The organism is Paraburkholderia tropica, from assembly GCF_900109265.1.
GTDB classification, from domain to species: domain Bacteria; phylum Pseudomonadota; class Gammaproteobacteria; order Burkholderiales; family Burkholderiaceae; genus Paraburkholderia; species Paraburkholderia tropica.
In genome coordinates this window covers 227,380-240,690 of sequence record NZ_FNZM01000011.1, presented here as the reverse complement: position 1 = coordinate 240,690, position 13,311 = coordinate 227,380, and the positions used below count along the sequence as shown (strand labels likewise).

General features: G+C 66.4%; 9 protein-coding genes. 3 read left to right on the top strand and 6 right to left on the bottom strand.

The genetic code is table 11. From position 1 onward, the window contains the following. The first annotated feature begins 15 nt into the window (after positions 1-15). Positions 16-843: a glycosyltransferase family 2 protein gene (locus BMY06_RS20035; RefSeq protein ID WP_065063627.1), complete on the top strand. Its 828-nt coding sequence runs from the start codon at positions 16-18 to the stop codon at positions 841-843. A gap of 126 nt (positions 844-969) precedes the next feature. Here BMY06_RS20035 and dnaE read toward each other — a convergent pair whose 3' ends face one another. Next, positions 970-4,551 (bottom strand): DNA polymerase III subunit alpha, encoded by a 3,582-nt coding sequence (gene dnaE, locus BMY06_RS20030; RefSeq protein WP_074984865.1) that lies wholly within the window; start codon positions 4,549-4,551, stop codon positions 970-972. Positions 4,552-4,892: 341 nt separating this feature from the next. Here dnaE and BMY06_RS20025 point away from each other — a divergent pair, with 341 nt between their 5' ends. Together BMY06_RS20025 and gluQRS are read left to right on the top strand one after the other, a co-directional pair. Next, on the top strand, positions 4,893-5,759 hold the full coding sequence (locus BMY06_RS20025) for a sulfurtransferase (protein ID WP_065063629.1): 867 nt from the start codon (positions 4,893-4,895) through the stop codon (positions 5,757-5,759). 13 nt (positions 5,760-5,772) lie between these two features. Continuing rightward, complete coding sequence (gene gluQRS, locus BMY06_RS20020; protein ID WP_074984864.1) at positions 5,773-6,729, top strand: tRNA glutamyl-Q(34) synthetase GluQRS; 957 nt, start codon at positions 5,773-5,775, stop codon at positions 6,727-6,729. 81 nt (positions 6,730-6,810) lie between these two features. On the opposite strand, the gene BMY06_RS20015 is transcribed toward gluQRS, so the two are convergent. From BMY06_RS20015 to BMY06_RS19995, 5 genes are all read right to left on the bottom strand, one after another. Beyond that, positions 6,811-8,337 (bottom strand): DEAD/DEAH box helicase, encoded by a 1,527-nt coding sequence (locus tag BMY06_RS20015; RefSeq protein ID WP_074984772.1) that lies wholly within the window; start codon positions 8,335-8,337, stop codon positions 6,811-6,813. 671 nt (positions 8,338-9,008) lie between these two features. Continuing rightward, entirely contained in the window at positions 9,009-10,451 is a 1,443-nt protein-coding gene (locus tag BMY06_RS20010) for an aldehyde dehydrogenase family protein (RefSeq protein WP_074984771.1), read from the bottom strand. Between the two features lie 153 nt (positions 10,452-10,604). After that, the gene (locus tag BMY06_RS20005; protein ID WP_065063635.1) at positions 10,605-12,251 is read right to left on the bottom strand and encodes an acetolactate synthase large subunit; all 1,647 of its coding nucleotides are present in this window, start codon (positions 12,249-12,251) and stop codon (positions 10,605-10,607) included. A 238-nt stretch (positions 12,252-12,489) separates the two neighbouring features. After that, on the bottom strand, positions 12,490-12,900 hold the full coding sequence (locus BMY06_RS20000; RefSeq protein ID WP_080180702.1) for an MliC family protein: 411 nt from the start codon (positions 12,898-12,900) through the stop codon (positions 12,490-12,492). Between the two features lie 65 nt (positions 12,901-12,965). Then, positions 12,966-13,115 (bottom strand): DUF6726 family protein, encoded by a 150-nt coding sequence (locus BMY06_RS19995; RefSeq protein WP_173816893.1) that lies wholly within the window; start codon positions 13,113-13,115, stop codon positions 12,966-12,968. Positions 13,116-13,311: the final 196 nt, after the last annotated feature.

The window sequence follows — 13,311 nt, the reverse complement described above, 5'->3', positions numbered from 1 at the left end:
ACAGGCGTCATCTTCATGTCCGAAGGACTTTCCCCGAACCGCGCGGGCCGCGAGGCCAGCAGCCGCACGCCGCGCGCCACGCTCTCCGTGATCGTGGTCGCGATGAACGAGGCGCACGACATTCGCGACTGCCTCGAATCCGTGCGCGGACTCGCCCTGGAAACCATCGTGTTCGATTCCGGCAGCACGGACGGCACGCCCGACATCTGCCGCGCACTGGGCGCGCGTGTGTTCGAAACCGACTGGCCCGGCGACGGTCCGCAAAAAAACCGTGCGCTCGCCGAAGCACGCGGCGACTGGGTGATCTGCCTCGACGCCGACGAACGCCTGAGCCCCGAGCTGCGCGCCGAAATCGAAACACTGCTCGCGCAAGGCAGCCCGCATGCGGCCTTCAGCACGCCGCGCCGTTCGAGCTTCTGCGGCCGGTTCATGAAGCATTCGGGCTGGTGGCCCGACCGCATCGTGCGCCTGTTCCGCCGCGGCAGCGCGCGCTTCACCGATGTGCGCACGCACACGCATCTGGAAATCGACGGCACGACCGGACGTTTCGACGGCCCGTTCATCCATATTTCGATGCCCGATCTGCACGAAGCGCTCGACAAGACCAACGTCTATTCGTCGGAGGGCGCGCTGACGATGGCCGAGAACGGCAAGCGCTCGTCGCTCGCGAAGGCGCTGGGCAAGGGTTTCTGGGCATTCTTCCGCACGTGGGTGATACGCGCGGGCTTTCTGGACGGTGCCGAAGGCCTGATGCTGGCGATCAATAACGCCGAAACGACGTACTACCGCTACGCGAAACTCGCGCTGCTCACGCGCGACGGCAAGGTGGCGAAAAAGCGCTGAGGTTTGCAACTGGGGCTTGCAACCGGCGCTTGCGACCAATACCCGCGATTCAGCGCGATACACCTGAAATGCACGGCGCGGCGCCGATGAAACATCGCGCGCCGCATCCCACATCCGCCTGAATCGTCAGTAGACGATTTCGACCGAGCTGTCCGCGAATTCGCCGCGCAAGGCGACGAGCAGGTCGTCGGTGGGCTTCACGCGCCAGGCGTCGCCAAGCCGCACTTCCCCTTCCGCGCGTTCGTTGCGATAGACGATCTGCACCGCGAGCCCGTTCGGAATCACGGCCTGCGCACGGTCGCGATCGCGGCCGCCGCCATATCCACCACCGCCACCATCGCGCCCGCCACGGCCGCGCGCCTGCTCGACCGGCGCGGGCAGCGAGTCGTCGGGTTTCGCGCGATGCGCTTCGAGCACCGCGCGCAGCGCGCCCGCATTCGCGTTGCCGTTCATCTGCACCTTCACGGCCTGGGCGTAGCGGCTGCGCGCGCGCTCCAGATCCATCACGGTATCCACGGTAAAGCGGATGCCGCCCGTGAACGCGTCGTTACGCGCGCCGCCCTGCACGACCAGCAGTTCGTCTTCCTTGAACAGCGCCTTGTGCGCCTCGAACTGCTCGTTGAACACCGTCACTTCGCACTGGCCGGTGCCGTCGTCGAGCAGCGCGATCAGCATCTTGCCGCGCTGGGTCATCTGCGTACGCAGCGAGGCGATCACGCCCGCCACCAGCTTGTCGCGGCCTTCCTTGAGTTCGCCGATCTTCTGGCGCACGAAGCGGCGCACTTCGTCCTTGTAGGCGTCGAACAGGTGGCCCGACAGATAGAAGCCGAGCGCGCCCTTCTCTTCCTGGAGCTTGCGCTTTTCGCCCCAAGCCGGTTCGTCGACGAGTTCGTGCGCGGCCAGCGGCGCGTCGCCCATGTCGAACAGACCGGCCTGCATGGCGTTGGCGCTCGCCTGCTCGGCGGCCTCCATCGCCATGGGCACCGACGCGAGCAACTGCGCACGGTTCGCATGAATCGTGTCGAACGCGCCCGCGCGAATCATGGCTTCGATCGTGCGGCGGTTCACGAGACGGCGGTCGATGCGCTCGCAGAAGTCGAACAGATCCTTGAACGGACCGCCTTCCTCGCGCGCGCGCAGAATTTCTTCGATGGCGTTCTGGCCGCTGCCCTTGATCGCGCCCAGACCGTAGCGGATCGTGCGCGAGCGTTTGCCTTCGGCCACGTGCGCGTCGGCGACCGGCTCGAAGCGATACGCCGACGCGTTCACGTCCGGCGGCAGCACGACCATCTTGTTCGTCAGGCAGTCCTCGAAGAGGATCTTGACCTTGTCGGTGTCGTCCATGGCGAGCGACATATTGGCCGCCATGAATTCCGCCGGATGGTGCGCCTTCAGCCAAGCCGTGTGATACGCGAGCAGCGCGTAAGCGGCCGCGTGCGACTTGTTGAAGCCGTAGCCCGCGAACTTCTCCATCAAGTCGAAGGTTTCGTCCGCCTTCTCGCGCGTGAGGCCGTTCTTCGCCGCGCCTTCCGCGAAGATCTCGCGGTGCTTGGCCATTTCCTCGGGCTTCTTCTTACCCATCGCGCGGCGCAGCAAGTCGGCGCCGCCGAGCGAGTAGCCGCCGATGATCTGCGCCATCTGCATCACCTGCTCCTGATAGACCATGATGCCGTAGGTCTCTTTCAGAACAGGTTCGACGCGCGGGTCCGGATACTCCACCACTTCGCGGCCGTGCTTACGCGCGCAGAAGCTCGGGATCAGGTCCATCGGGCCCGGACGGTACAAGGCCACGAGCGCGATGATGTCCTCGAAGCGGTCGGGCTGCGCGTCTTTGAGCATGCCCTGCATGCCGCGGCTTTCCAGCTGGAACACGGCGACCGTATTCGCTTTCTTGAGGATCTGGAACGACGGCGCGTCGTCGAGCGGCACCTGGGCGAGCGACCAGTCTTTCTTCGACGGATCGAGCATGCGGATGTAGCGCTCGGCCCAGTCGAGAATCGTGAGCGTGGTCAGACCCAGAAAGTCGAACTTGACGAGGCCGACGGCTTCCACGTCGTCCTTGTCGTACTGGCTCACGACGCCGCTTTCGTCGCCCTGGGTGTAGAGCGGGCAGAAGTCGGTGAGCTTGCCGGGCGCGATCAGCACGCCGCCCGCGTGCATGCCCACGTTACGCGTGAGCCCTTCCACGAGCTGCGCGAGGTCGAGCAGCTGATGGACTTCGTCTTCGTTGTCGTAGCGCTCCTGGAGCTGCGGCTCTTCCTTCATCGCGTCGGCGATGGTGACGTGCTTGCCCGGCTTGAACGGGATGAGCTTGGCCACGCCGTCGGTGAAGTTGTAGCCGAGGTCGAGCACGCGGCCGATGTCGCGCACCGCCGCCTTTGCCGCCATCGTGCCGAACGTGGCGATCTGCGACACCGCGTCCGCGCCGTACTTGTCCTTCACGTACTGAATGACGCGGTCGCGCCCGTGCTGGCAGAAGTCGATGTCGAAGTCGGGCATCGAGACGCGTTCCGGATTCAGGAAACGCTCGAACAGCAGGTTGTAGCGCAGCGGGTCGAGGTCGGTAATGCCGAGCGCGTAGGCGACCAGCGAGCCCGCGCCCGAGCCCCGGCCCGGACCGACCGGCACGCCGTTGTTCTTCGCCCAGTTGATGAAGTCCGCCACAATCAGGAAGTAGCCCGGGAAGCCCATCTTGATGATGGTCCCGCACTCGAAATCCAGACGCTCGTAGTAATGCGCGCGCTCTTTCTCGCGTTCGGCTTCGTCCGGATACAGCTGCACGAGGCGCGTTTCCAGACCTTCCTTAGAAAGCTGCACGAGGTAGTCGTCGAGCGACAGGCCGTCCGGCGTGGGGAACAGCGGCAGCTTGGGCTTGCCGAGTTCGAGCGTCAGATTGCAGCGCTTGGCGATCTCGATGGTGTTCGCGATGGCCGAGGGAATGTCCGCGAACAGCGCGACCATTTCGTCCTGGGTGCGAAAACGCTGATCGGTCGTAAAGCGCTTCTGGCGGCGCGGATTCGCGAGCATGTCGCCTTCGGAAATACACACGCGCGCTTCGTGCGCGGTGAATTCCTCGTCGGTCATGAACTGCATGGGGTGCGTGGCGACCACCGGCAGTTGCAGTTCGGCCGCGATGCCCACCGCCTGCTCGACGTACTGTTCGCCGCCCGGCTGGCCGCAACGTTGCAGCTCGATGTAATACGCGTTCGGGAACAGCTTCGCCCAGCGCTGCGCATGACGCTTCGCGCTTTCGACGTTGCCCGCCGCGAGCGCGAGGCCCACGTCGCCCTGCTGCGCGCCCGAAATGGCCAGCAGCCCTTCGCCGAGACCCGCTTCGAGCCATGCGACGTCGACTTCCGCGCGGCCGCGATACTGGTTCGTGAGCCACGCCTTGGAGAGCAGCTCGCAGAGATTCAGGTAGCCGCGCTTGTCCTTCACGAGCAGCAGCAGGCGCGAAGGTTTGTCGCGGTCGTCGGGATTCATGATCCAGACGTCGCAGCCGGCAATGGGTTTGACCCCTTTGCCGCGGGCTTCCTGGTAGAAACGGACGAGGCCGAATGCGTTGCTGAGGTCGGTGAGCGCGAGCGCGCCCTGACCGTCTTTGGCCGCCGCCTTGACGAGGTCGTCGAGGCGCACGATGCCGTCGGCAATCGAGAATTCGGAGTGGACGCGAAGATGGACGAAGCGGGGATCTGACATGGACGTGATTGTACCTCTACGGTCGCGCGATTTTTGCCGCGCCGGGCGGCGTCGGGACCACGTTGGCCAAACGGACAAGGCTTTGCGCGAGGTCACGCCGATGCCGTAACGGCCCCGGCGCATGCGTGCACCGGACGGGCAGCGCATCGCGCGATTGAGGGATAATAGCGGATTGCGCCCGCCGCGCCCGACGCCTCGCGAGACCCGGTATTTTCAGCCGATCTCGCCCCGATTTCACCGTTTTGCGCCCTCGTCTTTCCTCGACGAAACCGCCCGAATCGCAGGAATCGCCCCAATTTTCGTCGAGGCAGCCCGCCGGGCCCGTCCGATCCCGCTTTTACCGTTTGGCCATGCGTATTCTCAATCTCTCTACGTATCAGTTCGCGACGCTCGACAAGACCGAGCAATGGCGCCCGTTCGTGCTCGAACGCTGCAAGCAGCTCGACCTGCGCGGCACCATTCTGCTCGCGCCCGAAGGCATCAATCTGTTCGTCGCCGGCGACGAGCCGAACGTGCGCGCCTTCATGGATTACATCAACAACGATCCGCTGTTCGAAGGCAAGTTCGCGACGCTGCCGTTCAAGGAGAGCTTCTCGGAAACGCGCCCCTTCAACCGCATGCTCGTGCGCCTCAAGCGCGAGATCATCACGATGAAGAAGCCGGCCATCCGTCCCGAGGAAGGTCGCGCGCCGTCGGTCGCCCCGGTCGTGCTCAAGCAATGGCTCGACCGCGGCTTCGACGACGAAGGCCGTCCGGTCGTCATGCTCGACACGCGCAATGCGTTCGAAATCGACGTCGGCACCTTCGACAACGCGCTCGATTACCGCATCGACAAGTTCAGCGAATTCCCCGAGGTGATCGCCGCGAACCGCGCCGACCTCGACGGCAAGACCGTGGTGTCGTTCTGCACGGGCGGCATCCGCTGCGAAAAGGCCGCGATCCACATGAAGGAAGTGGGTATCGACCACGTTTATCAGCTCGAAGGCGGCATCCTGAAGTACTTCGAGGAAGTGGGCGGCGCACATTACACCGGCGACTGCTTCGTGTTCGACCAGCGCACCGCGCTCAATCCGCAACTCGAACCCACCGACACCGTGCAGTGCTTCGCCTGCCGCGCCGTGGTCACGCCCGCCGAGCAGGCTTCGCCGCTCTACGAAGCGGGCAAGAGCTGCCCGGCGTGCCATCCGCAGCGCGCGGCCAGCGTGCAAGCCGCGTAAGGTGCGCGAGCGCGTGAGCGCGTCGCCGCACGGTTATCGCGGGCGTTTCGCGCCGTCGCCCACCGGTCCGCTGCATGTCGGCTCGCTCGTGTCCGCGCTCGCGAGCTGGCTCGACGCGCGCGCGCACGGCGGCGCGTGGCTCGTGCGCATCGAGGACATCGACGGGCCGCGCACGGTGCCGGGCGCGGCCGAAGACATTCTGGCAACACTCGAACGTTTCGGCTTTCACGCCGACGAACCGCCCGAGTGGCAAAGCCGCCGCATTGCGCTTTATCGCACGGCGCTCGACGCGCTGATCGCGTCCGGCCACGTCTATCCGTGCGGCTGCACGCGCAAGGAAATCGCCGATTCGCAACTGCACGCGCATCGGCGCAACACCACGCTGATCTATCCCGGCACCTGCCGCGACGGGCTGCACGGCAAGCCCGCGCGCGCGTGGCGGCTGCGCGTGCCCGACGAACTCGCCGACGAACCCACCGACGCCGGCGATCCGCGCACTCATCCCGCCCTGATCCGCTTCGACGATCGCTGGCAAGGTCCGCAGCAGCAGGATCTCGCGACCGAGGTCGGCGACTTCGTGCTGCTGCGCGCCGACGGCCAGTGGGCGTATCAGCTCGCGGTCGTCGTGGACGACGCCGATCAACGCATCACGCACATCGTGCGCGGCGCGGATCTGCTCGATTCCACAGCGCGCCAGATCTGGCTCCAGCAGTGCCTCGGCGTGCCGACGCCCGCGTATCTGCACGTGCCGGTCGTCACCAACGCGGACGGCGACAAGCTCTCGAAGCAGACCGGCGCGCTGGCGCTCGACGCCGCGCGTCCGATCGATGCGCTGGTGGGCGCCGCGCGCCATCTCGGGCTCGACCTGCACGACGGCGCGCCGACCACGCTCGAAGCGTTTCAGGCCGACGCCATCGACGCCTGGAAGCGGCGGCTCGCGTCATTGCCCGCACCATCGGCATCGGAATAAAACAGCCGCACAAACAAAAACGGCATGTCGTTCACCACGACATGCCGTTTTTTTACGCGCCGATCCAGCGCGAGGCGAAGCTTACGAAGACGACGACGAAGTCGGCTTGTTGCGCCAGCCCGCGCCCAGACCGCCGAGCAGCGCGGCGAGCGGCTGCTTCGACTGCTTCTGCGGCGCGCTGTCCGGCACGGCCTTGTCTTCGGCCTTGCTGCGCGCGGATGCCGGCGCTTCGTACGGCTTCAGGAAGAAGTCGTCGACCGGCTGCGCCGAACGGTGATGATGCGTGCGCTCGTGCGCGCCCGGACGGCGGTGGCCGACGCGCTCGCCACGACCTTCGCGACCTTCGCGACCCTCGCGGCTTTCGCGGCTTTCACGACCCTCGCGACCTTCATGACCGTCGCGCTCGCGGCGGCGGCTGCCGCCTTCGTGGTGCGCCACCGGCGTATCGACCGCGAGATGCTCGACGGTCAGCGGACGCTTGATGAGCTTTTCGATATCGGCGAGCTGCTTTTTCTCGTTCGGCGAGCACAGCGACAGCGCGTCGCCGGTCGCGCCCGCGCGGCCCGTACGGCCGATACGGTGCACGTAGTCTTCCGCGTTGAACGGCAGGTCGAAGTTGATGACGGCCGGCAGTTCGGCGATGTCGAGACCGCGCGCGGCCACGTCGGTGGCCACCAGCGCCTCGATCTCGCCGCGCTTGAAGGCGTCGAGCGCCTGCATGCGCTCGCTCTGCGTGCGGTCGCCGTGAATCGCGGCGGCCACGATGCCCTGCTTCTCGATCTGGCGCGCGAGACGGCTCGCGCCGATCTTGCTGTTGCAGAACACGATCACCTGCTTGAGGCCGCGATCGCGGATCAGTTGCACGACCGCGCCCGTCTTGTCGCCTTCGGCGACTTCATAGACGATCTGCGTGACGTTGGCGTTCGTGGAGTTGCTGCGCGCGACTTCGATGGTCTGCGGCGTGCGCAGGTAGGTCGCCGCCAGCTTCTTGATTTCCGCCGAGAACGTGGCCGAGAACAGCAGCGTCTGACGCTCCTTCGGCAGCAGGTTCAGGATGCGCTGGAGGTCGGGCAGGAAGCCCATGTCGAGCATGCGGTCGGCTTCGTCGAGCACGAGCATCTGCACCTGGCCGAGGTTCGTGGTCTTCTGCTGGACGTGGTCGAGCAGACGGCCCGGCGTCGCGATCAGGATTTCCACGCCGCGGCGCAGTTCGTCCGATTGCGGATTCATGTCGACGCCGCCGAACACCACCGCGCTGCGCAGCGGCGTGTGCTGCGCGTAGGTGCGCACGTTGTTGGCAACCTGGTCGGCCAGCTCGCGCGTGGGCGTGAGGATCAGCGCGCGCACCGGATGGCGCGCGGGCGATGCGCTCGTGCTCGCGAGCGGCAGGAGACGCTGGAGGATCGGCAGCGAGAAGCTCGCGGTCTTGCCGGTGCCGGTTTGCGCGGCGCCCATCACGTCGCGGCCCGTGAGGACCACGGGGATGGCCTGCGCCTGGATCGGCGTGGGCGTCGTGTAGCCCTGCTCCTGGATCGCCCTGAGGATCTCGGGCGCGAGGCCGAACTGATCGAAGGTCTCAGTGCTGGGCGTGACGGCTGTGTCGGACATGGTGGCTTTCGCTATAAAGGCGCTATGCGCGTGAGGCGCGGCGCGCCTCAAATAATCACTGCGGATGTTGCTGGGTACGCCTGGTGTCGCTGGGTACGCCCGGTGGGCCGCGTGTCGCGAGGCCCTGCCTGACGCCGGGCCGGCGGTGACGCAACCCGACACCGGGACGGACGCTCGGGCGTGGGCCGTCCGGCGGACGGCTCGCGGCGCAGAGCGCGGCGGCGTGCTGAACGGCAACGGCGGCGATGGCGACGGGGTGCGCTGGCGCTCCGACCGCGCTCGACCCGCTTCATCCGGTCCAACCGATGCCTTCACGCGAGCGGGGCAGCCCCCTTGCGCTCGAGCGTTTGCTCGTACCCTCTTTCCGGCTGCGCGCTCGGGCGCGGCCGCTTCAGTCGATGCCGGCGCTTGCGCCGGCGTATCCGGGCGCGCAGACCTGCGCCGCCACGGGTTTTTGCCATGTCGCCCCCGCAAAGGGTGCAGGCGCAATACGGCGAAAGGCCGGTATTGTAGCACCTTGGCATAAATCCCTATGGCCGCAGGGGCGGCCTTCTGTCAATGGTGCTTACTTTTACCTGACGGCGCCGGGCCATTTGCCTCGGCGCGCCCGAAGTGCGGACCGAGGCGTCAGGCATCGACATCCGGCCCCTCACGCGGATGCCGCGCCTCCCTCAGCCCTGCCACGTTTCGCGCATCACCATCAGCCGCAACTCGGTCATGTCCTCGATCGCGTAGCGCACGCCCTCGCGCCCGAGCCCCGAGTCCTTCACGCCGCCATACGGCATGTTATCGACGCGAAATGACGGAATATCGTTGATCACCACGCCGCCCACATCGAGCCCGTCCCACGCGCGATGCGCGTTGGCGAGCGAGTCGGTGAACACACCCGCCTGAAGACCGAAGTCGCTGTCGTTGACGATATCGAGCGCCTGGCCGAAATCCTTGAAACGTTCGAGGATCGCCACCGGCCCGAAGGCTTCCTTGCGATACAGATCGGTGCCGCGCCCCACGTCTTCGAGCAGCGTGGCCTCGAACATCGCGCCGTCGACCTGGCCGCCCGCGAGGATCTTCGCGCCCGCCAGCACCGCCTGCTCCATCCAGCCCGCGAGACGCTTCGCCTCCGACTCCGAGATCATCGGCCCGACGAAAGTCTTTTCGTCTTTCGGATCGCCCATCTTGAGCGTCTTGACCTTGGCGATCAGCTTGTCGCGCAGCGCGTCGTAGAGCGAGGCGTGCACGAGAATGCGCTGCACGCCGATGCAGCTCTGCCCCGACTGGTAATACGCGCCGAACGCCAGCCGGTCCACGACATAATCGAGCTTCGCGCCCTGATCCGCGTCGACCACGGCCGCCGCGTTGCCGCCCAGTTCCAGCACCACCTTTTTCTTGCCCGCCTTCTTCTTGAGATCCCAGCCGACGCCCGGCGAGCCCGTGAACGAGAGCAGCTTGAAGCGCTCGTCGGTCGTGAACAGATCGGCGCCGTCGCGATGCGCGGGCAGGATCGAGAACGCGCCTTTCGGCAGATCGGTTTCCGCCAGCACCTCGCCGATGATCAGCGCGCCCACCGGCGTGCGGCTCGCGGGCTTGAGCACGAACGGCACGCCCGCCGCCAGCGCGGGCGCGACCTTGTGCGCGGCCAGATTGAGCGGAAAGTTGAACGGCGAGATGAACGAGCACGGCCCGATCGGCACGCGTTTGACGTAGCCGTGATAGCCCTTCGCGCGCGGCGAAATCTCCAGATTCACGATTTCGCCGTCGATGCGCACGCTCTCCTCGGCCGCCACGCGGAAGGTGTCGATCAGGCGCGTGACTTCGCCGCGCGCATCGTTGATCGGCTTGCCGGCCTCGATGCAGAGCGCCATCGCCAGCTCGTCGAATCGCTCGCGAAAGCGCGCCACGCAATGGTCGATCACCGCCTGGCGCTTGAACGGCGGGAACGCGCGCATGGCGGGCATGGCGGCTTCGGCGGCGGCGATGGCCTCGTCGATCGCCTTCGCGTCGGCAAGCGCGACGCGCGTGGCGACTTCGCCGCTGTATTTGTCGGTGACCTCGAGATCGGTGTTGGCGGCGACGGCCTGATTCGCCAGATAGTACGGATAAGTCGGCTTGAGCATGGCGTGTTCTCCGGGGAAGCGCGGTCCGTCGGGTCGCGTCGGATCAGCCGCGCCTGCACTGCGCCTGAAGTCAGGCAATGCGGGACGGCGCGCAAGGCGCGCGCCCGCGCGAATGGCTCAACGAATGACTCAACGAACGGCTCAACGAACGGCTCAAAGCTGCGCGCTCAGACGCTTGATCTCGCGATTGAGCACGCGCTCGTTGTCCGAGTAGTCGATCGGCACGTCGATCACGTGCACGCCCGGCTGCGCGAAACATTGCTCCAGCAGCGGCTTGAGCTGATCGGCTTCCGTCACGCGATGACCGTGCGCACCGTAGCTGCGCGCGTAATCGACGAAATCCGGGTTTTGCAGCGTCATGCCGTAGTCGGGGAAATTCATGTTTTCCTGCTTCCAGCGAATCATGCCGAAGGCGTCGTCGCGCAGGATCAGCACGACGAGATCGAGCTTCATGCGCACCGCCGTCTCCAGCTCCTGCGAATTCATCATGAAGCCGCCGTCGCCGCACACGGCCACGACCTTGCGCTCGGGATGCACGATGCGCGTCGCGATCGCCGAGGGCAGCCCAGCGCCCATCGACGCGAGCGCGTTGTCGAGCAACACCGAATTCGGCTCGCGGGCGCGGTAGTAGCGCGCGAACCAGATCTTGTACATGCCGTTGTCGAGACAGAGGATGCCGTCCTCGGGCATCGCGCCGTAGACGTCGTGCACGAGGCGCACCGGGTACATCGGAAAGCGCGCGTCGTGCTGGCCCTTGGCGAGATGCGCGTCGAAGTGGCGCTTGATCTCCTCGAAGCGCGTGAAATCCCACGCGTGCTCGCGCGGCTTGAGGCTTTCCTTGAGCTGCCACACCGCGTTGGCGATGTCGCCCACGACCTCGATCTGCGGGAAATAGACCGGATCGACTTCCGCGCCCAGAAAATTCACGTGGATCACGGTCTTTTCCTCGGCGCTGCGCATGAAGAACGGCGGCTTTTCGATCACGTCGTGGCCGACGTTGATGATGCAGTCGGCGTGCTCGATCGCGCGGTGCACGAAATCGCCATCGGACAGCGTGGCGTTGCCGAGCCAGAGCGGATGCGATTCGTCGATCACGCCCTTGCCCATCTGCGTGGTGAAGAACGGGATGCCGGTCTGGTCGACGAATTCGCGCAGCACGTTGCGCGTGGTCTTGCGGTTGCCGCCCGCGCCGATCATCAGCAGCGGATGACGCGCCGCGCAGATCGCCGACACCGCGTGCGCGACGGCCTTTTCCTCGGCGACCGGACGGCGGCTGAAGCTCTTGGGAATGGGCTTGCCGTCGCCTTCTTCGTCGGCGACGTCCTCGGGCAGTTCGAGATGCACGGCGCCCGGTCGCTCCTGCTCGGCCTGGCGGAACGCCTCGCGCACGAGCGCCGGAATATTGCCGATCGACACGATCTGGCGCGCGTATTTGGTGAGCGGCTCCATCATGCGCACCACGTCGACGATCTGGAAATGGCCCTGCTTGCTGGACTTGATCGGCTTCTGGCCGGTGACCATCAGCATCGGCATGCCGCCGAGCTGCGCGTAGGCCGCGGCGGTCACGAAGTTGGTCGCGCCGGGGCCGAGCGTCGACAGACAGACGCCGGTGCGCCCCGTCAGCCGTCCGTACGTGGCGGCCATGAAACCGGCAGCCTGTTCGTGACGCGTGACGATCAGGCGGATCTTCGAGCGCCGCAGCGATTCGAGCAGATCGAGATTTTCCTCGCCGGGGATGCCGAACACGTATTCGACGCCCTCCGCCTCCAGCGCTTTCACGAACAGATCGGATGCTTTCATCGGCTACCTCGCTACGCTTCGTTTCGCTGCAATCGGCGCGAAATCCGCTCGAATTTCGCCCGGAATTCGCATCCGGCGCGCGCGCCGGCACGCGCCCGGTTTCACGCACGACAGAGTACTACCGGGGACGAGAACGCGTCGGCGAAACGGGCAAATGCGCGGGCAAATGCGCGGGCAAATGCGCGGGCAAATGTGCGGGCAAAAGGCGCGGCAAAGGCGTAAGCGCGAGGCGGCGGCCTCAGCGCATGATGGTCGCGCAGCCGCTCAGCAGCGGCTTGGGGCTCGCTTCGGACATGGCGTCGTAGAGATCGGCGCCCGGCCCCTTGGTCCACCACGTATAGCGGTCGGCCACATACTTCACGCCCGACGCCGCAATCACGCCGACGAACAGCAGCCTGCGGCCGTCGACGGGCACGAGCGCGAAACTCTGGCCGTTCGTGCCGTTGATATAGGTGACCTTGAAGGTCTTGCCGTCCGCGCAGGTGTAGCTGAACGTGTGGCGCGCCTGAGTCTGGATTTCGCGCACTTCGAGCGGCGCGGCGCTCGCGTGCAGGGCGGCGCAGGCGAGGCCGAGCCCGAGCGCCGCGCGCCACGGAGAGGAAAGAAAAGAAGGCAACTTCGAACGAAGCGCTGCACCAACGGCTGTCATTGCGGATTCTCCGGCGGTTTTCGCGAAGCGCGGCCCGCGCGCCGGGAATCGGGCGCGCGGCGGCGTCACGGATCGATCACGTCCGCGCAGGCGTCGGTGGGCGCCGCCGCCAGATGCCCGACGACCGGCACGATCTTGAGTCCCGCCGACGCCACGCGGCACGGCGCGGCCACGGCGCCGCAACCCGCCAGCGCGACGCCGCAGACCGTCAGCATCACCAGCACGGTTGCGCGGCGAACGACCCCGCTTCGTGCTCCACGGCTACGTGCTCCACGTTCACCCAGCATCGACTTCATGTTCCGACCTCTACGCGCTTGCCCGACACGATAACCCGGGCCGCGTTGCGCCGCCCGCCGGATGTCCCGCGCACGGCCGCAACCGTCATGCGACGCTGCGCCACGCGCCGGACCG